The 21583-nt window shown below is 60.3% G+C and carries 16 protein-coding genes and 1 pseudogene; 5 read left to right on the top strand and 12 right to left on the bottom strand.

Translation table 11 applies throughout. The features are described from left to right. Positions 1-34: 34 nt before the first annotated feature. Positions 35-259 (top strand): annotated as a pseudogene (locus HMPREF2614_RS00160) (class C sortase); the annotation flags it as partial. Between the two features lie 6 nt (positions 260-265). Here HMPREF2614_RS00160 and HMPREF2614_RS00155 read toward each other — a convergent pair. Both HMPREF2614_RS00155 and HMPREF2614_RS00150 read right to left on the bottom strand, forming a co-directional pair. Beyond that, positions 266-2581: a YhgE/Pip domain-containing protein gene (locus HMPREF2614_RS00155; protein ID WP_049181440.1), complete on the bottom strand. Its 2316-nt coding sequence runs from the start codon at positions 2579-2581 to the stop codon at positions 266-268. Then, a complete protein-coding gene (locus tag HMPREF2614_RS00150) occupies positions 2581-5214 on the bottom strand; it encodes a YhgE/Pip domain-containing protein (protein ID WP_070559706.1) in 2634 nt (877 codons plus the stop codon). Before HMPREF2614_RS00150 ends, HMPREF2614_RS00155 begins: the two co-directional genes overlap by 1 nt. 395 nt (positions 5215-5609) lie before the next feature. Between HMPREF2614_RS00150 and leuA the strand changes: the two genes are divergently transcribed. Beyond that, positions 5610-7427: a 2-isopropylmalate synthase gene (gene leuA, locus HMPREF2614_RS00145; protein WP_070559704.1), complete on the top strand. Its 1818-nt coding sequence runs from the start codon at positions 5610-5612 to the stop codon at positions 7425-7427. Positions 7428-7545: 118 nt separating this feature from the next. Here the strand turns inward: leuA and HMPREF2614_RS00140 are convergent, their stop codons facing one another. Further along, positions 7546-8586 carry a hypothetical protein gene (locus tag HMPREF2614_RS00140; RefSeq protein ID WP_070559702.1) on the bottom strand — a complete coding sequence of 347 codons (1041 nt, stop codon included), beginning with the start codon at positions 8584-8586 and terminating at the stop codon, positions 7546-7548. A gap of 403 nt (positions 8587-8989) precedes the next feature. On the opposite strand from HMPREF2614_RS00140, the gene HMPREF2614_RS00135 reads away from it, so the two are divergent. Beyond that, positions 8990-10342, top strand: coding sequence for an exonuclease domain-containing protein (locus tag HMPREF2614_RS00135; protein WP_201812579.1), 1353 nt, complete (start codon positions 8990-8992; stop codon positions 10340-10342). Positions 10343-10401: 59 nt separating this feature from the next. Here HMPREF2614_RS00135 and HMPREF2614_RS00130 read toward each other — a convergent pair whose 3' ends face one another. The 4 genes from HMPREF2614_RS00130 to HMPREF2614_RS00115 are packed head-to-tail and all read right to left on the bottom strand — an operon-like array spanning position 10402 to position 12688. Further along, the gene (locus tag HMPREF2614_RS00130; RefSeq protein ID WP_070559701.1) at positions 10402-10839 is read right to left on the bottom strand and encodes a DCC1-like thiol-disulfide oxidoreductase family protein; all 438 of its coding nucleotides are present in this window, start codon (positions 10837-10839) and stop codon (positions 10402-10404) included. Further along, the gene (locus tag HMPREF2614_RS10985; RefSeq protein ID WP_141745451.1) at positions 10829-11386 is read right to left on the bottom strand and encodes a PIN domain-containing protein; all 558 of its coding nucleotides are present in this window, start codon (positions 11384-11386) and stop codon (positions 10829-10831) included. Before HMPREF2614_RS10985 ends, HMPREF2614_RS00130 begins: the two co-directional genes overlap by 11 nt. Positions 11387-11437: 51 nt before the next feature. Beyond that, positions 11438-12337, bottom strand: a complete 900-nt coding sequence (locus tag HMPREF2614_RS00120; protein ID WP_070559696.1) for an ImmA/IrrE family metallo-endopeptidase — start codon at positions 12335-12337, stop codon at positions 11438-11440. A 12-nt stretch (positions 12338-12349) separates the two neighbouring features. After that, on the bottom strand, positions 12350-12688 hold the full coding sequence (locus HMPREF2614_RS00115) for a helix-turn-helix domain-containing protein (RefSeq protein WP_070559694.1): 339 nt from the start codon (positions 12686-12688) through the stop codon (positions 12350-12352). Positions 12689-12998: 310 nt separating this feature from the next. On the opposite strand from HMPREF2614_RS00115, the gene HMPREF2614_RS00110 reads away from it, so the two are divergent. Both HMPREF2614_RS00110 and HMPREF2614_RS00105 read left to right on the top strand, forming a co-directional pair. After that, on the top strand, positions 12999-14408 hold the full coding sequence (locus HMPREF2614_RS00110) for a MurT ligase domain-containing protein (protein WP_236658464.1): 1410 nt from the start codon (positions 12999-13001) through the stop codon (positions 14406-14408). Beyond that, positions 14409-15221 carry a type 1 glutamine amidotransferase gene (locus HMPREF2614_RS00105; protein ID WP_070559692.1) on the top strand — a complete coding sequence of 271 codons (813 nt, stop codon included), beginning with the start codon at positions 14409-14411 and terminating at the stop codon, positions 15219-15221. Positions 15222-15277: 56 nt separating this feature from the next. Here the strand turns inward: HMPREF2614_RS00105 and recR are convergent, their stop codons facing one another. The 5 genes from recR to HMPREF2614_RS00080 all read right to left on the bottom strand — a co-directional run bounded on the left by recR (position 15278) and on the right by HMPREF2614_RS00080 (position 21485). Then, complete coding sequence (gene recR / locus HMPREF2614_RS00100; protein WP_038627355.1) at positions 15278-15904, bottom strand: recombination mediator RecR; 627 nt, start codon at positions 15902-15904, stop codon at positions 15278-15280. A gap of 37 nt (positions 15905-15941) precedes the next feature. Next, positions 15942-16265: a YbaB/EbfC family nucleoid-associated protein gene (locus HMPREF2614_RS00095; RefSeq protein WP_070559690.1), complete on the bottom strand. Its 324-nt coding sequence runs from the start codon at positions 16263-16265 to the stop codon at positions 15942-15944. A gap of 113 nt (positions 16266-16378) precedes the next feature. Beyond that, positions 16379-19423, bottom strand: a complete 3045-nt coding sequence (locus tag HMPREF2614_RS00090; RefSeq protein ID WP_070559688.1) for a DNA polymerase III subunit gamma and tau — start codon at positions 19421-19423, stop codon at positions 16379-16381. 30 nt (positions 19424-19453) lie between these two features. Beyond that, entirely contained in the window at positions 19454-20179 is a 726-nt protein-coding gene (locus HMPREF2614_RS00085; RefSeq protein ID WP_070559686.1) for a suppressor of fused domain protein, read from the bottom strand. 34 nt (positions 20180-20213) lie between these two features. Further along, positions 20214-21485, bottom strand: a complete 1272-nt coding sequence (locus HMPREF2614_RS00080; protein ID WP_187402754.1) for an aspartate aminotransferase type Ic — start codon at positions 21483-21485, stop codon at positions 20214-20216. Positions 21486-21583: the final 98 nt, after the last annotated feature.

The raw sequence follows: 21583 nt of genomic DNA, 5'->3' as shown, positions 1-21583 counted from the left end.
GAAGATCAACGCACTCTAAAAACGGAAGAGCCGCATTAACACGCACCGCCTGCTGGTGACGGGGCACCAGGTGCCAATGGATCCTGACGAGGAATCCGTGTTTGACGGCAGCGGTTCGCAGTGGCAGTGGTGGATGTGGGCCATCCTGGCGGCAGCGGCGGTGATCATTGCGCTGCTGATTTGGTGGCTGCGGAAGCTCTCGCGCGATGGCAAGGGCGAACCGGAGGCCGAGCGCGAGAGCGACGAGGCGGAGGATTAGGCCCCCTTACGAGGTGGCCATCACCTTCGTCTCCCCGATTGCGTCCTTGATGCCGTTGATTCCCTTTTCAAAGATGCGCTGGAGGCCCAGTGCCAGGATCAGCGACGGGATGATGAACAGCGCCAACATGAACATCAGCTTCCAGTAGTCGGCCTCGTAAATACCGGCGATGGAGCTGCGGAACATGTCAATCGCGTAGGTACCCGGCAGCCACGGGCTAATGTTCTGGACCCACTGTGGCACCAGAGGCAGCGGATACGCGCCACCTGCGGCCGAGACCTGCATCACCAGCAACAGCACGCAGATGGCCTTGCCGGCGTTGTCGAAGGTGAAGACGAACGAGAAGACGATCATCATGAACACCAGCGAGATCATCCAGCCGGCCAGCAGCATCAGGAATCGGTGTGCGGGATCGACGTCCACGTACACCTGGAGTCCCAACACCATCAGCGTGGCCTGAACCAAGCCAACGGTGGCGAAGGTGGCGAACCGGCCGAAGTACTTCTCGACGCGGGTGTAGTCATCGGTCTGGGCAGCGTTAATTTGCTGGTCGCTGGGCTCGACGGCCTCGGCGTCAGCATCATCGCCGACCTCAGCGGCTGCATCGCTCTGCGCCTCATCGACCGCGGCCTCGACCTCATCAGCACCGACCTCATCGCCGACCTTCTGAGCGCCGCGGCTACGCACCGTGGTGCGAATCAGCACCGACGACAGCAGCGCACCGATCCACAGTGCGAGCGTCGCATAGAACGGCGCCATGCCCGCACCGAAGCTCTTGACTGGGAAGACGGGGTCTTCCTCGACCTGCACCGGCGCGGCCAACTGCGCTGCCAGGGCACTGGGGTCGTCACCGATGGCCGCGGCAATGCGCGAGAGATCACCGGTGTCCTTCGCCTCTTCCAGCGCGTTGTGGATCTCGTCGAAACGAGCGGCCAGATCATCAAAGCGGTTGCTCAAGCCCATCGTGGCAGCGCTGGTCCTACGCAGCGTATCCACCGGCGAGCCAGAAAGCGTACCGCGGATGCCACGAATGTCCTCGCCAATGACCTCGATGTCATTGCTCAGTCGCGACACCGGCTCCGACAGCGCGTCGATTTGCGGACGCAGGTTCTGCTCGTAGGAGTTCTTGGCATTTTCCACAGCGGCAATCGCAGCCGTGAAAGCGTCCTTCGCCTGGCTTATCGACGATCCCGTATCCCGACCACCACGCAAATCCGCTGCCACGGCAGAGAAACTCTCCTGCAGCCCACGGGTGCGAGCGATCGAGGTGTTCAAGTCGGAGATTGCATGGTCATAGCCCGGCTTCGCGATACCCGGAACCACTGCCCCAACAGTGTCTTCCAGGTGGTCGCGCATCGCAGTCAGACCATCGGCCTGCTGGCCGAACTTGGCCGCCATCGCATCAAAGGTATCCGCGGCAGCGCCGCTGGTGGCCTGGCTGCCGTCGACAAGCTCGTTGACCCGATCGCGCACGCCTTCATAGCTCGCCTGCGTTGCGCCGAGCGCCGTGCTAACCGAGCCGCGAACATTGCCGACCGCGGCCTCCAGATCGCCGGCGACGTTGCCGTCACCGGAACCGTTGCGCAGAATATCCATCCGCGCACCAGCGTTTTCCAAGATGGAATCCGCGGTCTCCACCAGCGGCACGGTGGTCTCCACCAGCGTGGACAGCGAACGAGCAGTCTGCGCGCCAGAGCGCAGTCGCGCGGCGGTGTCATCAACGCGGTTTTGCACGCGCGTCAGCGCCTGCTTGGAGTCGGAGGTGTCCAGGTACTCATCCAGCGAGGTGATTGCGCCCAAACCAACGCTGGCGACGACCTGCGTGAAGTTCTTATCGATCTCCTGAATAACGCCACTCGCGCCCTTGCCCGTAATGATCGACGACAGCGCGTTCTTCTTCTCATTCGTATAGAGCGTCAGCTTCGGCGCCTTGGTACCGCGGACGTAGAAGGTCATCAGTTCGGTACTGAAGTTCTCCGGAAGCACGATTGCCGCGTAGTAGTCACCGGACTTGGTGCCATCGATGGCGTCATTGGAATCCGTAATCCGCCAGTCAATGTCGTGATTACGGCTCAGCTTCGACAGCACCTCATTGCCCAAGTTGAGGTCAATCGCACCGATATCCGTGCGATGACCGCGGTCATTACTGGCGACCGCAATCTTCAGCTTTTCGGTGTTCTCAAACGGCTCCCAGCTGGCCAGCACGTTAAAGCAGGTGAACAGCAGCGGAATCAGCACCAGACCGAAAACCATGATGCCGGTCATCGTGTTCTGGCGGATCACCCGAAAGTCGTTCCGCACAATTTCAAGAACGTTTCTCATTAGGCTTCACCTTCTGGGGAAGTCTTCACGCTTGCCGACGACACCTTCGTCTGTGGCTCAAACGTATCGCCAGCATTTTCCAACGAGTACGCATGCGGATGGGAAGTCTGGTGCTCCATGTAGGCGCGCAGCTCTTCCTCCGACAGCTCGCTGAGCTCCTGGGCGTGAATCACAGACTGCTTGACGTACTCGCGCACCGCGATGTAAGCGAGGCAGAGCAGTACGAACAGGCAGGCTAGACCGAAGAACAGGGCCTTCTGATCCGGGTAGTTGCGGGCCAGAATACCCAGTACCACCAGGGCGACCACTGCGACACCAATGGCAATGCGCATGAACAGCGTGTAGCTGCCACGCAGGTTCTCCATCCGCTCATCGACTCGCGTCTGGTACTCCTCGCGGTTGCGCAGCGCGAAGACCAGGTCACTGAGCTTGTACCCACTACCGACCAGGTGGACTTCTTCGTTGTTGACCAGACCGCCCTCTTCAAGCTGGTGGTTAACCAAGACGTTGACCGAGGACAGACTGCGACGCAGCCAGTAGCCGACCACGTAGGCGATCGCTGCCATGACCATTAGGGTGAGCATGTTCTTCAGGTAGTAATTGGAGTAAAAACCACCAATTGTCTCGCGGAGAGCATCAATACCGTAGGTCAACGGCAAGAACGGATTCAGTGCCTGGAAGAAGTCCGGTGTCATCTCAATTGGATAGAGACCGGCGGCACCAGGGATCTGAATAAACGCGAGCACCACGGCGATACCGCGTCCCACGTGCCCAAATGCCGCCACCATACTGTAAATAATGGCGAGATAACACAACTCCACCACGACACAGGTGAGAACGAACGCAACCGCACTGACATTCTGCACACCAATGACAATGTCACCAATGGAGACAATCAGCGCCTGGAAAATAGCGATGATGCCCAGTAGCAAGGTACGGCCCATGTACGCCTGGCCGACCGTGATTTCCTTGAAACCTTCCGCATCAACTTCCACGCGGAAAATCACAATCAGGATGAACGCACCAATCCACAACGACAGGTTGGTAAACAGCGCCGCCATACCCGAGCCGTAGTGATCCACCGGGAACACGGCCTCAGTCTGGATCTCGGCCGGATCGCTCAGGAACTGCGAAATTCCCTCGGGGTCGAGGTCATTGACCATGTTCATGGCTTCGCGCTCTTCGGTGGTACCCAGGGTAAGAACATCGAGACGCGCGGTTTCCAGGCCATCGCGTACGCCATCAAGGTCAGCCTTGAAGCTCTCGAGGACCTGAGTCGCAGCGGAAAGCTGCCCACTCGTAGCGTCGAGAAGCGCGGACGTTTCCCGGACGGTGTCCTTTTGCGCGCCAAGCGCCGCCGCGTACGAACCCACGCGCGCGTTGAGCTGATTAAGGGCCCTGCTCAACTGCGGGAGTGCGTCCTTGGACGCCTGGCGGATCTGATCCGAGGCAGCCTTGCCGTCCTTAGTGGCCTGCGCCAACGCCTCGCTGGTGGCGTTGAGGGAGTCGAGAGTTCCCTGCGCCGAGCCGGAGACATTCTTCAGGCCCTCCACCAGCTCTTTATTGGTGGCGTTGCTCTCGTCGAGCGCATCGATTGTGCGCTGGATTGCCTGTTTATCCGGGCCGTTGAGCGGGCTGGCATCCAGCAGCGAGTTCAGCCCACCAATGACCTGATCCGCCTGGTTGACGATGTCCTCCGCCGCAGCCGTCGCGGAATCCGAACGGGAAATTGCGCCCTGCAGATTGCCGGTCATCGCGCCAATCGCGGCATTGGCGTTACCGGTGCCCTCTACCAGGGCGGTACTGCCCTGTAGGTAGGCGTCGTTGAGATCCGCGGAGAAATTCAGGACCTCGTTGTTGAGCTCACCAGTAATCGCCTGCACCTGCGTCAACGCATCCTGGGCATCGTCGAGGGCCGTATCTACGCTGCCAAGAGTCTTCTTAATCTGCGCAATCGTCGGCTGCAGATCGCCAATCTGCTCCTGGATAGCGCCGACTTCATCGCGGCTATTGGCAACCGCATCAGCAACATCCTGGAAAGCATCAGCGGAATTGAGACGGGCCGCATCGAACCGACCCTGCAGCAGATCGCCAGCTTCCTTGACCTGCTCGGTGACCGCCTTCGCGATCTCCTTATTAAAGGACGCGGAGATCTGGCCATCAATGCCGGACGCGCCCTGCGCCGTGATGTGCGGCGAGATTGCGTTGATCTTCTGGTTAGCGCGGTAGGTCAGTTTTGCTGGATGCCCCTGCCCTTGGATCAGATCGACCATTTCCTGCGAGAAATTCGGCGGAATGGTGATTTCGGCATAGACCTTGCCGCGCTTTAGATCTCGGTCTGCCTTCTCGGCATCGGGGAACTGCCAGCCCAGTTCATGATTTTCTTTTAGTTGTTTGACCACCTGGTTACCGATATTGAGACTTCCGGTAACCGAGGAACTCGCGCCCTTGTCCTCATTCACAATTGCCACGCCGATGTTCTCGGTGTGCTCATACGGATCCCAGAAGCCCGGGATGTTGAACCAGGAATACAAGGCAGGGGTAATCATCACGCCGATGATAATCACCCACACTCTTGGGCTATTGCGGAGACGGCGCAAGTCTCGCTTCAGAATAGACCAGCTAGTTTGCACCTTAAGGACGCTATCATCTTTACCCCGCTAAATACATTGGTCCTAGCTTTAGAACTATCGATGGGCGGGATGAGTGGGCGCACTGGGCGGGGTGAGTGGGCGCACTGGGCGGGGTGAGTTGGGTGCGGGCCGTCGGCAACGCCTTTCACTGCACGGAGCCCCACCGCACAGCCCCTAACGACGCAGAACTCTTACGGCACAGAAACCCGCGCATACTTCCCCCACTAAAACCCCCGAATGATGAAATTCATATAACCAACGGGGTAAGGTACATCACATGCAACGCGGACTACTGCTTCTATGCCGCGGCGGGGCTTGGGTTTAAGGCCGGCTCCCCGTCGCGGGGTTAGTTGTGCCGGCCTACAAGAAAAGTCCGAATTAGAAAGGCCCACAACATGTCTCCTTCCGACGCTTTTATTTCCGCTCCTTCTGTAATCTCCACTCCTGCTGGCGAGATTCCGGAAGGACAGCCTGCTTGGAATAAGCAGCGCAACTCCCAGATGGCAACCAACCGCTACCTGCCTTACGACCAGGAAGTTCAGGACTTCCAGCTGAAGGACCGCACCTGGCCGGACAAGCGCATTACTAAGGCACCGGTTTGGTGTGCCGTCGACCTGCGCGATGGCAACCAGGCGCTGATTGACCCAATGAGCCCGGAGCGCAAGCGCCGCATGTTCGAGCTGCTGGTCCAGATGGGCTATAAGGAAATTGAGGTCGGATTCCCGTCCGCTTCCCAAACCGATTACAACTTCGTGCGCGAGATCATTGAGAAGAACATGATTCCGGACGACGTCACCATCCAGGTTCTGGTTCAGGCTCGCGAGCACCTGATTCGCCGCACCTTCGAGGCATGTGCCGGCGCTAAGAACGTCATCGTTCACTTCTACAACTCCACCTCGATCCTGCAGCGCGATGTTGTGTTCCGTAAGGACAAGGACGCAATCAAGAAGATTGCCACCGACGCCGCAGAGCTGATTAAGACCATCGCGAAGGACTACCCGGACACCAACTGGCGTTGGGAGTACTCGCCGGAGTCCTACACCGGCACCGAGGTTGAGTACGCCAAGGAAGTTGTCGACGCCGTGGTTGATGTCATCGACCCGACGCCGGAGAACCCAATCATCATCAACCTGCCGTCGACCGTGGAGATGATCACTCCGAACGTCTACGCAGACTCCATCGAGTGGATGCACCGCAACCTCAACCGCCGCGACTCCATCATCCTGTCGCTGCACCCGCACAACGACCGCGGTACCGGCATCGCCACCGCCGAGCTGGGCTACATGGCCGGCGCCGACCGCATCGAGGGCTGCCTCTTCGGCAACGGCGAGCGCACCGGTAACGTCTGCCTGGTCACCCTGGGCCTGAACATGCTGACCCAGGGAGTCGACCCGCAAATCGACTTTTCCGACATCGATATGATCCGCCGCACCGTCGAGTACTGCAACCAGCTGCGCGTTCCGGAGCGCCACCCGTACGGCGGCGACCTGGTCTTCACCGCTTTCTCCGGTTCCCACCAGGACGCCGTGAACAAGGGCCTCGACGCAATGGCAGACAAGGTCCGCCCGGGCGCTGCCGTCAAGGAGCTTTCCGACGAGGACCTGCGCGCGGTGACCTGGGAAGTTCCTTACCTGCCTATCGACCCGAAGGACGTCGGTCGTTCTTACGAGGCCGTTATTCGCGTGAACTCCCAGTCCGGCAAGGGCGGCGTGGCCTACATCATGAAGACGGACCACGGCATGAACCTGCCGCGCTCCATGCAGGTCGAGTTCTCGTCCGTTGTGCAGGCAGTCACCGATGCCGAGGGCGGCGAGGTCAACTCCAAGGCGATTTGGGACATCTTCGCAGGTGAGTACCTGGACCGCGAGGTTCCGCTCGAGCAGATTGCCCTGACTGTCGATGCCCCTCAGAACGAGTCGGACGCCACCAAGATCAAGGCTCACATCGTCTACGAGGGCAAGGAGCAGACCGTCGAGGGTGTCGGCAACGGCCCGCTGGCCGCTTACGCCAACGCCCTGGAGAAGCTCGGCATCAACGTCGAGGTTCAGGAATACGTCCAGCACGCTCGCACCGCAGGTGACGACGCCGAGGCTGCGGCCTACGTCCTCGCAGATGTCAACGGCACCAAGGTCTGGGGCTCCGGCATCGCTGGTTCCATCACCTACGCATCGCTGAAGGCAGTCACCAGCGCGGTCAACCGCGCACTGGCTTAAACTCCACATAGTTACTGACTAGGTTTATGACACTTTCGTGGCAAAATTTGTGCTCAAAGTGTCATAAACCTAGTCAGTTTCTTTTTGGGGCAAACTATCCAGCGGCCCCTCGGCCCCGCTACCCAATCAACGGGCCGGCATTGCGCACATCCGCACGAAAAGTCACCCCACCTGCGGCTACCACGCGTTCGCGCTCGATGAGGATTGAACGGAGCGTCGATAAGCGAACTGCGTGCAATTCCACCTCTTTCCACACCACCCGCGCGACATCCAGCCCCGTCGCGCGCAGCGAACGCTCGCGGTAAGTCTCCCGCGTGAGCAGCTCGGACTGAGCCTCGGGCGTCGGCGCGACCTCGCTCGCCGAATACTTGATGTGGCCATCGAACTCCACGACAAGCAGCAGGTCAGGGATATAAAAATCCACGCGGGCGAGAAAGTGCGGCGGATCGTGGCTGGTGCCGCAAGTCCAGATTTCGGCTTGCTCGTGGAATTTCAGGCCGAGTTCGAGAAGAGCGGCTTTAGTCAGCGCCTCACCGGGCGTTTCGCAACGACCATGACAGACCGCGAGCGCACGGTGAAACAGCTCTTGGCCCCGCACGCTGGGATAATGCACCGGGAGCTCCTCAAGCTGATCGCGCGTGGCGCCATGCCGCAGCGCACCTTCGACAGCCAACACCGCCGCCCGCCACGACACGGACTCCGGCCCCTTCTGCCTGAACCGGACGCGACACTCATCGAAGGCCGCACGCGCGAGCACCGCGACCCGCCGGTCCGCGAGCCCCTGCGTGTGATCCAGATGGATCTCCGAGCGCAAGCGCATGCAATAGTCGATGCCGTGGAACTCCTGACTCCCGCCCACGACCACAATCTTCGCATCGCGCACCAGCACCCACGAACCGTGCAAGGCCAGCGCTGCAGCTCCCGAAATGACGCCTGACGACGTCTCGGAGACCACCGCCAAAGCAGTAATAGCCAGGCGTTTCTCGCGGTGGAGCCCCTCCCAGGCGTGCGCGACTACATAGTGACCTCGGCAAAGCCGCTCCAGATAACCAGCTCGCGCTTGCCTTGCGACCTCGCGGTATCCATTCCCCGGCTGGTCATCCGGCCTAATGATTCCAAACTGGTCCGCCACCAGTTGCTTGCGTTTCTTGTTGACCATTTCTCCCCCGCCCCGTGGTTGTTGTCCTGTGGCTGTTGCCCCGTGGTAGTTATTTCGTCCCTATTTTTGTGGCGCTGTTTTGTGGCTCTATTTCGTTGCCTTGGCTTGTGGCACTGTTTTGTGGCCCCTATTTAATAAGGCGCGGAAATTGCCCTCGCGGTTCCATTCCTTTTCGGCTGAGCACCCAGTCGGGGGAAAACTTTTGGGCCTTGCGTGGTTTTTGTAGTTTGCGTGGTTTACGGGACCCGTGTGACCGTGCCCCACGGTCCTTCTGAGCTTGAGGCCGAGCTAGTGCCCAAGTTACTGACTAGGTTTATGACACTTTCGTGGCAAATTTTGTGCTCAAAGTGTCATAAACCTAGTCACTTTCTCCGCGGGTGAGCGCACCCGCTAGTCTTGAGGCATGACTGAATCGGCGCGCGAGGAGCGCAAAGCGACTGGGACCTCTTCTCAGACGAAGAGGCGGCGGCGGAATCGTCGCCGTTCTCAACGCGCGTCGGCAGCGGGCGCGAAAACACCACCAACAGCACCGGCTTCCACCACAACGGACGCAGCCACGACCAACGCAGCTACGCCGGCCTCAACCACCACCGACGCGGCCACGACCAGCGCGGCTATTACCGGCGCAACCGCAACCGGCGCGAGTACCGCTGGCACACCCACACCGGCCACAGCCGAGACCGCCGCAACAAAGGCCGCTGACGAGCACAAACAGTTCTCGTCGGCGGAGGAAGCTCCTTACGCAATCGTGTCCATCCAGGCCACGGGCATCCACCCCAAGACGTCTCGGCTGGTCAGTCTGGGAGTATCCACCGCCGACAGCAGCGGCAACATCGTGGACACCTGGCATGTCGTCATCAATCCCACCGAAGATCCCGGCCCGACACACCTCCACGGCCTCGAGCCCGCGGACTTCGAGGGGGCTCCGAAATTCGGGGTGATCCAGGCCAAGCTCGCGCACGCGCTCGATGGACGCACGTTGGTTGCTCATAATGCGCCGCTGGTCTGGGGTTTTATAGTTGCCGAGGCCAAGAGGGCCCGTCGTCAAGCGAATCGTGAGCGGTCCGCGCGGAATAAGCGGGGGCGTCGTCGTACGCGCACTCGCGTCGCGCGGATTCCGGCGCCCGCACGGATTGCCGATACGTTGGAAACGGCGCGTCGCCAGGGCAAACGGCTTGACGACGCTCGCCTGCGCGCCGTCGCGCGCGCCTACGGCCTCGATGTGCCTTCGCCCGAGGCATCGATTGCTGGCATCTCGGTGCCCGAGCGGGTGCGGACGTTGGATGACGTCACCACCACGCTTGCGCTCTTCCGCGCACAGGGCGGGCTCGACGAGGGTACAACCCTGAACATGTACACGCCCGACCAGCTGCGCGAGGACATTGTGGGCCTGCAGCGCTCGACAGTGCGTGTCGACGCGATGGAAGCGCCGCGCCCCGTGGAGAACCCCGGCCGTTATACGCCGGGGCGGAAGCTCGCGACGGGCATGGAGTTCGTCGTGGCACCAGAGGTGTCGCTGGACCCGGATGAGCTGATCGCGGCGGGTGTGCGGGCTGGGTTGGCGTACTCGGAGAAGGTCACTCGGGAGTCGTCGGTGCTGGTGTGCAACCGGCCGGCGGATGTGACGCCGGATCAGCTGACGGGCAAGGCCATGCATGCCCACCGGAAGGACATTCCGATCGTTTCCGATGAGGCGTTTTTGCGGCTGGTCGGAGAGATGTCGCCGGACGCCGTGAAGGATGAGACTAACGACTGACTCGGTGACTACTCATTGCGTAGTTGCAGTGGCACTGGGGCAACGGTCCTGCCGGATGGTCACCTTGCGGAGTCTAGTTTGCAGGCTTTAAGCCCCAGGACCGCACTGATTTTGTGACGGTTGGAAGCGACAACCTTATAGATAGAGCTCCACAGTTTTGTTAGTGGCGGGAAAAGCAGAAGTGTACCCGCACATCGGAATAGTGTCTTGGTGCCACCCTCACGCAGGGCGATGCCTATCGCCTCGTGGCCATACCAAAATTTGCGAGCACTTTTAACACCAGGTTCGACGACTGCCGCTTCGGCTGGAATCATGGCGACCGCCTCAGCTGAGATGTGTTGCCGAACTTCCGCTGGCAAAGACTGGTCTTCGGGGCTGGGACCAATCATGCGGACACGACTGAGTTTGGCTAGAAGGGTCACACTTGCCTCGCAGAACCCACAATCGCGGTCGTAGTAGAAGGTGATGTCAGGGTGGAGAGTGATGTCAGGATTCATCTTTTTTCGGCGTCCTTTTATATAGGCTCTTGCCATTCAGTTTGGTGTGCTCAAAATTGACTAGGACATCAAATTTCTGGAGATTTTTCCAAATATTCTTGGCTTGCCCACGCGAACCGATAGATCCCAACTTCACACATTGCAATAGCACGTGCTCGGTATTAAATACGTATCCAGCTTTTTGCTTCCGCGCCAGCTCACAGGCATCACCGTCGTCCATGATGAGCGCAGTGGCTACGCCGTTATCCTGATCCTTCACATAAAGACAATGGGCGATAGCAATGTACTCCCCCAGGTGTTTAGCTTTGCCCTCTTGAAAGGTAAAGCCAGGACCGGAATAAAGACGAACATATGGATAAAGCTTTTTGTAGTCATCGTCGAGCACTTCGACATTCGGTTGCCCCAGAAACCAATCCCAGTGTCCCTTGCCGCAGGCAAAGCGCCGTTTAGCCAACTTGCGTTCGACTTCATTTTTGACTGCGCCCGGAATGCTGATGGTTTTATTGCCTGCGAAGTCGAGCAAATACTGGTGATTCTTCGAACACACGAAATTAAGAATTACGCTTGTATCAGCTACTAAGAGGTGACCGGCCATCGTTTATTGGGTGCTTTCTGAACTATCGGGACCATTGCCGAAGAAAGCGTCCAGTTCCGCGAAGGGATTTGCTTCTGTGTCAGCCACGTCCTGATCCTGTGCATTCACATCATGCATCAATGGCTGTAACTGTGACTGCAATGCACTTATCTGTTCTTTCACCTCGTCGACACTGCTCATTTCAGCAAAAGCGATGCTCGGAAGGTCGACTATCCCCTGTTCGTAAGCGCGATAGACGTCTTTCACCAACCGCGCCGATGGTTGCGCCAGTGCGGAGACCTTTACCGCACGGTCGTAGTCGGCTTTCCAGCCATACCGGGCAGCCAGAGTGGGGGCTGATACTCCTTTGAGTTCGTCTGACTGTTTTTCGCTAATGAGGTCAGCGTGCCTCATCTGAATAAGTGCCACCCCTGGCGAAATTTGATACTTGCGAACGACATGGGACAACGCAGCAAGGACGTCACCGCCACCGATAAGCTCACCGAGTTTTTGGTCCTTTTTCAGTCCATCAGTTGGGCAGAGCACATTACGAGCAAAGGTATCAGCACGAACTTCCTGATGATCACGCTTGCCGCAGACGTATATTCCAGGCTCAGGGGACTCATCATCTGCAACTATTCTCGACGACTCGAAATCATCGGAAATAAAATGCCCAATTTCATGCGCAACGGTAAACCGCTGACGATAAGGAACGGATGACTGCGCAATTCCAATGACCGTCGCTCTCGTCACAGGGTCACGCAAAGCAAGTGCATCAACATTGGCTGGCAAATCCAGAATCATAAAATCTGCATCAACCAACTGCATAAAGTCAGTGATGTCAGCGATTGGATCATTTCCTAGGCCGTGCTTCTTGCGGAACCCTTTAGCAAGGTCGAGCCCCTCCTTGCTCGCACTGCACATGGGGAGCCCTCCTTAATTTTGAGTTAGCAGCACTCGAAGCTGCAGGTAGGGCAAAAGCATCTTCTGCGCTTCCTTAACACTCGCGTCATCCTGTGAAGTGCGGGCCACCGCCTGCACACGCTGGCTAACCGAGTTTTCCTCCACAAGTTCATCCAGAGGCACACCAAGAGCCCATGAAAGCGCCATAACCTGCTCAAGCGAGTAAGCCGCCTTGCCATTTTCCAGGCGACTAACTGCAGATTGCGACACCACACCATCAGTGGCGTCAGCCAAATCACGTGTGGTCATGCCACGATCTGTGCGCATCTGACGCAAGCGCGCACCGAAGAAGTTGCTTTCTGTGCTAGCCATTCTTCTTCCCCCTTGTCTCCTAGTGGAGAGTATAGGGCAACGACTGAATCAGAACAACTCCTTTTTGATTCAGGGCTTGTATGTGCTTCCTCAAATACGCTTTCTCACCTCGACAATCTCTTTCCTTCCTGCCTTTCTTCCGCCGCATGACCGCCTACCTCCCGAAAACCAACCTGCTCGCACCATCCTCAACAATCGGGTCTCCAGAATGTCCTAAGAAGACTTCAAACTCGCCACGAGCAGATCTCCATCAGATCTCACAGGCCTGCTTCTTAGGCCTAGCCCTTTCGTGCGCGTAATATTTACACACATGACAAATGGCACCTCTCCGCAATCGCATTCCGCTGATAGCGCGGATGCCAGCCCGCACGGTACTGCGTCGAGTGGCTCCCGCGACTCGAATAGTTCTCGTGGCCTGCGCGGCACCGGCGCCCGCCTGCGCGCACGGTTCGCTACATCCGCCGCTCACGCCGCCACCTGGGCTTCTCGGAAGTCCGGTCGCGGCGCGGGCGGCATGATCGGTGGCCTGATTGCGCAAAAGATTGACCCGCGCATTCTGGCCTCCCTCGGCAAGGGACGCCCGGCCGCGATCATCACTGGCACCAACGGCAAGTCCACCACCACCCGCATGTTCGCGGCCGCCATGCGCGCCGCTGGCCACAACGTGGCCACCAACGAAGGCGGCGACAACATGGACGCGGGCATCATCTCCGCGCTGCTCGCCACTCCCGATGCGGACAGCCTGGTCCTGGAAGTCGATGAGCTGCACGTCCCACACATCGCAGAGGATCTGAAACCGCAGATTCTGGTGCTGCTGAACCTTTCTCGCGACCAGCTCGACCGCGTCGGCGAGATCAACAAGATTGAGGCCACACTCCGCGCTGCGGTGGACGCTAACCCGCAGGCGACGGTCATCGCCAACTGCGACGACCCACTCATCGCATCGGCTGCGTGGGATGCCAAGAAGGTTATTTGGGTCTCCGCGGGCGGCGGCTGGACCAACGATGCCACCTCCTCCCCGCGCACCGGCGGCCCTATCATCCAGGACGGCCACGACTGGTATGCCGTGAAGCCACTCCCGGACGGCTCGGAGTTCAAGCGCCCAGAGCCGGACTACCGCATCACTGCGGAGGGAGTCATCACGCCTGCTGGCGACACCCTGCCGATGAACCTCACACTGCCGGGCAACGCCAACCGCGGCAACGCCACCTTGGCAATCGCGGGCGCTGTCGATATGGGCGCGGACCTGGAGAAATCCCTCCGGGCCACCGAGACCGTCGACAACGTTGCAGGCCGCTACTCCACCATGGTTGTGCGGGATGACAAGGGCGCCGAGAAGCACGTGCGCATGCTGCTGGCCAAGAACCCAGCCGGCTGGCAAGAGGCGCTGTCCATGGTCGATCGCACTGCGGATGCAGTGGTCATCGCGGTCAACGGTCACGTCGCCGACGGCGAGGACCTGTCCTGGCTATGGGATGTCCGCTTCGAAGACTTCGACGGCATGGATGTGTTATCCGCGGGCGAACGCGGAACTGACCTCGCGGTGCGGTTGCTGTATGCGGGCATTGATGCGAGGTTGGTCGCAAATCCGCTGCAGGCGATCCGGTCGTGTGAAGCGCGGGGGTCGTCGTCAAGCGTCACCCGAGTTGAGGTGCTGGCGAACTACACCGCCTTCCGCGATCTGAAGCGCGACATCGAACGAGCACAGGAGGAAAAGTAAATGAGCGAGCTGTCTATCGGTCTGATCCTCCCGGACGTGCTGGGCACCTACGGCGATGATGGAAATGCGCTGGTGCTGCGACAACGCGCGCGGATGCGTGGGATTGACGCCGAGATTGTCCCGATCAAGCTGGGCGACGCCGTCCCCACCAACCTGGATATTTACACCGTCGGCGGCGGCGAGGACGTCGCGCAGACCATCGCGGTGGAGCACCTGATTAACGACGGCGGCATCAAAAAGGCAGCCGATGCCGGCAAGCAGATCCTCGCAATTTGCGCAGGCTTCCAGATCTTCGGCAATTCTTTCCGCGCGGGCGGACGCGACGTCGCAGGTCTCGGTCTTGTCGACTGCACCACCGATTCGCTGCCCACGCGCGCAATCGGCGAAATCTGCACGCTCGTCGATCCCACGAACGGTTTGCTTGACGACGTCGACGCCAGCCCGCTGACTGGCTTCGAAAACCACATGGGTCGCACGACCCTGGGAGCCGATGCGAAGCCGCTTGGTCGGGTTGTCCGTGGCGTGGGCAACTCCGGCCCTGAGGTAGAGCAGGCGGACTCCGGGATTGCTCCGGGAGTAGACGTTGCTGCACTTAACCCCGCCGGTGGCGTCGAGGGCGCGGTGCAGGGCTCGATTATCTGTACCTACCTGCACGGACCTGTGTTGGCCCGCAATCCGCAGCTGGCCGACCTGATGCTGGCCCGCGCGACCGACCAGGACCTGTCGAGCCTGGCTCCTCTGGACCTTGAGGTCGTGGATAAGCTGCGCGAAGAGCGCATCCTGTCCAAGCCGCGTCCGAAGAGCGAGCGCTAGTTTTTGTGGTTTCGCGCGACCGGCCGAGCTGACTGGTCAGCGGCCGGTTGGCGGGCCTAGACCTTCAGCCGGCCCGTCAGCGCGCGGGACAAGGTGAGTTCATCGACGAACTCCAAGTCACCGCCGAGCGGCATGCCGGAGGCCAACCGAGTGACCTCGAGATCCGGGAAGTCCCGGAGCAGCCGGGCCAAATAGGTCGCGGTTGCTTCGCCCTCGGTGTTGGGGTCAGTCGCGATGATGACCTCGTGGATTTCGGGGGGCTCGGTCTCGTCGACGTCGTCAAGCACGCCGGCGATACGTTGCAGCAGCGTGCGGATATTGAGCTCGTTCGGACCGATGCCGCCGAGCGGATCGAGCGCCCCGCCGAGCACGTGGTAGCGACCGTTGTACTCCCCCGTGCGCTCGATGGCCTGGATATCGCGCGCCTCTTCAACGACGCACACCAGACCACGGTCGCGGCGTGTGTCCGAGCAGTACTGGCACACGTCGCTTTCCGAGATGTTGCCGCAGACCCGGCAGAATTGCACACCCTCGCGCACCCGCCCCAGCGCGGATTGGAGTCGCCCGATGTCCTCCGGCTCCGCCTTCATCAAGTAGAAAGCGATACGCTGAGCTGACTTCGGGCCGATGCCCGGCAGGCGCGAGAACTCATCAATGAGATCTTGGAGTGGTCCCTCGAACAATGATAATTACCTACAATTACTGGTCTGAAAAGCTAATTTAGAAACCGAGGCCACCGAGACCGTCGAAGCCCTGGGACAGCGGGCCCATCTTCTGCTCTGCCAGCGACTGCACCTTAGCGATAGCGTCCTGGAAAGCTGCGAGGACCAGGTCCTGCAGCCCGTCGACATCCTCCGGGTCTACGACCTTCGGATCAATGGCGATGTCCGTGACCTCGCCCGAGCCCTGCATAGTCACCTTGACCAGACCGCCACCGGCCTCACCGACGATGGTGGAGGCGACGATCTCCTGCTGTGCTGCCTGCAGCTGCGCCTGCATCTGCTGTGCCTGCTGCAGAATTGCGTTCATATCTGGCTGAGTCATAACTAACTTTCCTAACTATTGTGCTTTTTACGTGCTGATTTATAGTTACGCGCACGCTTAAAGGCTCATCGCCCTTGCTTTACGACGCGCATCGCCGCCCCATTCTAACGGCTCTAGCGGTCTTCTAGCGGTTTGGCTCCCAGCTCCTTTTCCAGCATCTCCATGACCACGTCCTTTAGCGAACGGTGATCGAGCGACCCGACCTCGTTCGCGGCCTCGAAATACTCGGAGGTGTCCTCTTCGTAGTTGTTGTCCTGCAGGTTTTGGGAAACCGGGTTGTAGGTGGTGTTGGCGTTGGACGGGGTGCGCGAACCGTAGCCCCCTGCGCCCTCTGCGCCCTCTGGCGGAGCGAACTCCTCCATGGGCTCTGGTGGCAGCGGGACGCCGCCGAAGCCCGAATCCTGATTGGCCTGAGCTTGGGCATTTGCCTGGGCATTGACTTGCGCCGCGCGCAGGAACGACTGCGGCTGCGGCTGGTTTGGCTGCTGTTGCGGCTGTTGATGGACCGGGTTCGGGTTCGGCTGAGTCGGTTGGCTTGGCTGGCTTTGCTGATGTGGCTGCGCTGGCTGGTCGTGACCTGCCTGGTGACCCATCGCAGCACGCTTGGCAGCCTCGATTTTTGCGCGGCGTTCCGCAACAGATGCGTAGGCCGACGACCGCTGAGGGCGCGGTGCGGGCTCTGGCTGCGCCTGCGGTTCCGGTTGCGTCGGCTTCTCGGGCTCGGGTGCTTTCGGCTGTGCCGATGCTGCTGGTGTCGGTGCAGGGGCGGTGTCGTTCGGCGAGGACGAACCTCTTGACGACGAATCATCCTCCCCAGCAACGCCACCTGTAGCTGTTGAACGCGGTGCGCGCGGGCGCGTACCGACGACACAGTGCACCTGGCCGTTGAAACCCGTCACCTGCTTTACGGCAGCAGACAGTGCCTGTTCGTAATCAGGCGTATTGAGCCTGGTAGCGAGCGCTCCTGTGCTGTGGCCGATGATGAGCGTATCGTTTTCGACATCGAGTGGCACTGCCTGTTCAGCCAGCACGCGAATGGGGAACGCGTGCGGGCCGTCAACAGCTGCAAGGATGTCCTGCCAGCGCTCGCGGATTTGCTCGATACCGGCGGGTGCAGGTTCGGGCTCCGGCTGTGGTGTTGGTTCCGGTTGCGGTGCTGGCTCTGGTGCTGGCTGAACCTGCGGTTCCGGCTGCGATTCTGGCGACTGAGTAGTCTGCGTTGGCTGTTCAGGCTGCTCGGGCTGGGCGGCCTGAGTTGGCCGTGCCGACTCGGCTGATTGCTCGGGCTGGGCTGGTTGTTCAGACTGTGCGGCCTGAGTCGGCTGGGTTAGCTGTTCAGAGTGTGTTGGCGAGGAAGAGACAACTGGCTCCTCCTCGACAATCGACATGGAGCCGCCTTCCCCCTCACGCTCACGAGTCTGCTGCTCACGCTCCTGTGCAAGCTGCGCCCGAGTCTGCTGCTCGCTAATCCGGGCATGCTCCGCCATCTTCCGACGGAACTCACGAATCTTCTCTGCCTGAGCCTCTTCCTCGGACAGCGGCTGCTCAGCCGATTCAGGCTGCTGCGGTTGTTCAGCCTGCTGAGGCTGCTCAACTGATTCGGCCGGCGTAGCCTGCGTAGGCTGTTCAGGCTGCTCAGCGGGCGCAGTAGGTGCTTCTGGTGCAGGCTTCGGCTCAGTTACCGACTCCTGCGACACCGCTGCCGCTGGTGCCGATTGCTGCTCAACGGGTTCCGACTGAACCTTAGGCTGCGGTCCCGGCTGGGGCTGAGGTTGCGACGGTGCCTGCGCTGGCGCTGCCTGCTCAGTACGTCCGCGCTGAGTGACCGAAGCCGACTGCGCACCCTTCTTACGCTGGGCATTCCGCTGGCGCCACGCCTCCCGAGCCGACTGGCCAGACTGCATCGGCGACGCTTCAGCCGCACCCGCATCGGAAGACACCGGTGCCGCTGCGGGGGTTGCGGCCCCCGAGCCGTCGGCAAGCGCGGGCCTGCCGTGCTCCAATGCTTCTACGCGCTGCAGCAGCGACTCCACCGAATCTTCGGTAGCGGGCAGGAGCATGCGCGCACAGAGAACCTCGAGCAGCAAACGCGGCGACGTCACGCCGCGGAAGTGCCGCAGACCATCAGAGAGCACCTGCGTGAAGCGCGTCAGCGTCGCCGGGGGAATTGTCCCGGCCTGCTCCAGGACACCGTCGATTTGGCTCTCCGGAATCTCCACAAGACCCTGCTCCAGCGCATTCGGCACCGCCGAGAGCACCAGCAAATCACGCACCCGACCAAGGAGATCCGAGGCAAACCGAGCCGGATCCTGACCCGACATAATCACACGCCCGACCACACTAAACATGGCCGCGCGATCACCAGCTGCCAGCGCCTCGATCGCATCCGTGATAATCACGCTGTCAGTGACACCGAGAATGGCCGCAGAAGTTTCATAATCCACGCCATCGGTGCCAGCGCCAGCGATCAACTGATCCATAATCGACAGCGAATCACGCGGCGAACCACCACCGGCCTGGATGACCAGCGGATACACGTCCGGGTCCACCTGCACGCCCTCGGCCGTCACCACACGTTCAAGCAACCCGCGCATATCCGGCGGAGTCAGCAACCGGAACGGGTAGTGATGCGTACGGGAGCGAATCGTCGGCAGCACACGCTCCGGCTCCGTGGTCGCAAAAATGAAGATGAGGTGCTCCGGCGGCTCCTCCACAATCTTCAACAGCGCATTGAAACCCGAAGCGGTAATCATATGCGCCTCGTCAATAATGAAGATGCGATAGCGCGACTCCGCCGGCTGGAAGATAGCCTTTTCCCGCAGCTCACGCATATCTTCCACACCATTGTGGGAAGCCGCGTCCAGCTCAATAACGTCCAAATTGCCCGGACCGCCCGGCGCTAGCGCACGACACGACGCACACTGGCCACACGGTGTGGCCGTCGGCCCCTCCGCACAGTTCAAACTGCGCGCCATAATGCGCGCCGACGAGGTCTTGCCACAGCCACGCGGCCCGGAGAACAAATACGCATGGTTAATGCGGTTGGGACGCCCCTGCGCATCCCGAGATTCCAACGCCGCCGACAGCGGGTCAGTTACGTGCCGCTGCCCCACCACTTCGGCGAACGATGCCGGACGATACTTCCTATACAGAGCCACGTGCTCAGCCTACCTTCCACCCCGGATCGGCTAGTTCGAACCCTCCTGGGAAACAACCGACTCACGGCACCAATCCCGCAGGTCAGCATCTACTTCGGCCAACTTCTGCATCAGCGCCTGCGGCCCCTGCTGCTCATAAAACACCAGCTCCGCATCCGTAATTGGCACCAGTTGCGTCATCGTGGTCATGCGTCCCTGCGGCGACTCCACATCGCCCTCATGCAGGCTGATCTTGCCCGGCATCTCAGACACATTTGGCACCCCGTCGCTCCACACATACGGCACCGTGCACAGCACGTGTGCCACGGTAAAGGCCGTGCTTGACGACGACTCCCCTACCCCAGCCGCCTGATTGGCCGCTACCCGAATCGCATTCGGGATGACACGGCCCGGAATTGGCGACAGGAACTCCGGCTCTTCCTCCACCAGCGCTCCCGCGGCCGCGACCATGGTGGCCACGGGAAAACCAGCGTAAGCGACGGCGAAAAGCTCCACCCGGATATCGGTCTCCGCTGCGCCGGTCAGGCCACAGTAGTTGCGACCCAACTCCACCGTGGCGGCTGCCGTTTCCGGACGACGCTCGTTCGCTTGGCACTCCGGCTCGTCGTAAAGCGAGAACTCAGCGACCCGAAGCGGTGCCGAATCGTGTTCCTGCCCGTGCCGACCACTGGCCGGCAGCTCCGTCACATACTCGCCGACCTCAGGTTCTCCGGGGAAAAGCCCGGAGATCCAAAACTTCGTCTCTTCGAAGTTCATACAGTCCTATCCCGACCTACCTGGCTTGCTTGGCCTAGGCAGTCGCCTTCTCGGCGGCGGCGAGCAGCACACAGGTAGCGACGCCGTCCATAGCAACCTCGAGCTCTTCCATCGGAGGCAGCGACGGTGCCAGGCGGATGTTGCGGTCATTCGGATCCTGCTTCAGCGGGAAGGAAGAACCCGAACCGGTCAGCGCAATGCCGGCCTCCTTTGCCAGCTCCACCACGCGACGAGCGGTGCCATCAACCACGTCGAGGTTGATGAAGTAACCGCCGGTCGGCTTCGACCACTCTGCCACGCCGTACTCCGTCAGGCGCTCATCCAGAATCTGCAGAACCTTCTCAAACTTCGGAGCCAGCGACCCTGCATGACGGCGCATCTGCTCGCGCACACCCTCCGCGTCACCGAAGAACTTGGCGTGAGCCAGCTGGTTGACCTTGTTCGGGCCAATGCCGCGGATACCAGCGTGCTTGAGGTAATCCTCCAAGTTGGCATCCGAAGAAGCGTAGAAAGCAACGCCGGCACCAGCGAAGGTGATCTTCGAGGTCGAGCCGAATGCCCACACGCGGTTCGGATTGCCCGCCTCTTCCGCCCACTTAATGACGTTGTGAATCTCCGGGAACTCATCCGTCAGCGTGTGAACCATGTAGGCGTTATCCCACATCAGACGGAAATCCGGAGCAGCGGTTTCCATCTGGACCAGACGGCGGCAGACCTCAGCGCTGTAGGTCACGCCCGTCGGGTTCGAGAACATCGGGACATTCCACATGCCCTTAATCTGCGGGTCAGAGGCAACCAGCTTCTCCACGACATCCATATCCGGACCGTCTTCGTTCAGCGGCACCTGGATCATCTCAATGCCGAAGTGCTGCGTAATGGAAAAGTGACGGTCATACCCCGGAACCGGGCACAGCCACTTAAGCACCGGCTCCTCGTTCCACGGGCGTTCCGAGTCGACGTTGCCGAACTGCATGGCCCACGAAATCAGGTCAAACTCGATGTTCAGGCTGGAAGCATCCTGTGCCAGGACGTTTTCCACCGGCAGATCCATCAGTTCCGCCCAGATAGCGCGGATATCAGTAATACCCTTGGCGTTGCCGTAATTGCGGACGTCCTCCCCAGAAACCGAAATGTAATCCGGCGCCGGGAGACCCAGCAGGGCATTCGCGAAATCAAGCTGCTCCGACGACGGCTTGCCACGAGTCAAATTCAGTGCGAGGTTACGGGACTTCAGTTCCTCATATGCCTTCGCAAACTCATCCTTGTGTGCCGCCAACTGCTGGACATCAAAGGAATCCACGGCCATGGTGTACGCACCCTCCCAGGTATCGGACATAAGTTAAAACCTGACAAACCTGGCACGGAAAACCTTTTCCCCGCGCCGCATCTGGCTTTGCAACTAAG

This window comes from Corynebacterium sp. HMSC074C11 (genome assembly GCF_001809455.1).
GTDB lineage: Bacteria > Actinomycetota > Actinomycetes > Mycobacteriales > Mycobacteriaceae > Corynebacterium > Corynebacterium amycolatum.
The sequence above is the reverse complement of the archived record's forward strand: the minus strand, read 5'-3'. Positions and strand labels throughout refer to the sequence as shown.

Coding starts and splice junctions, on each gene's coding strand:
- HMPREF2614_RS00155 (WP_049181440.1), bottom strand. CDS start 2,581: ATGAGAAACGTTCTTGAAATTGTGCGGAACGACTTTCGGGTGATCCGC.
- leuA (WP_070559704.1), top strand. CDS start 5,610: ATGTCTCCTTCCGACGCTTTTATTTCCGCTCCTTCTGTAATCTCCACT.
- HMPREF2614_RS00140 (WP_070559702.1), bottom strand. CDS start 8,586: ATGGTCAACAAGAAACGCAAGCAACTGGTGGCGGACCAGTTTGGAATC.
- HMPREF2614_RS00135 (WP_201812579.1), top strand. CDS start 8,990: ATGACTGAATCGGCGCGCGAGGAGCGCAAAGCGACTGGGACCTCTTCT.
- HMPREF2614_RS00130 (WP_070559701.1), bottom strand. CDS start 10,839: ATGAATCCTGACATCACTCTCCACCCTGACATCACCTTCTACTACGAC.
- HMPREF2614_RS00120 (WP_070559696.1), bottom strand. CDS start 12,337: ATGTGCAGTGCGAGCAAGGAGGGGCTCGACCTTGCTAAAGGGTTCCGC.
- HMPREF2614_RS00115 (WP_070559694.1), bottom strand. CDS start 12,688: ATGGCTAGCACAGAAAGCAACTTCTTCGGTGCGCGCTTGCGTCAGATG.
- HMPREF2614_RS00110 (WP_236658464.1), top strand. CDS start 12,999: ATGACAAATGGCACCTCTCCGCAATCGCATTCCGCTGATAGCGCGGAT.
- HMPREF2614_RS00105 (WP_070559692.1), top strand. CDS start 14,409: ATGAGCGAGCTGTCTATCGGTCTGATCCTCCCGGACGTGCTGGGCACC.
- HMPREF2614_RS00095 (WP_070559690.1), bottom strand. CDS start 16,265: ATGACTCAGCCAGATATGAACGCAATTCTGCAGCAGGCACAGCAGATG.
- HMPREF2614_RS00085 (WP_070559686.1), bottom strand. CDS start 20,179: ATGAACTTCGAAGAGACGAAGTTTTGGATCTCCGGGCTTTTCCCCGGA.
- HMPREF2614_RS00080 (WP_187402754.1), bottom strand. CDS start 21,485: ATGGCCGTGGATTCCTTTGATGTCCAGCAGTTGGCGGCACACAAGGAT.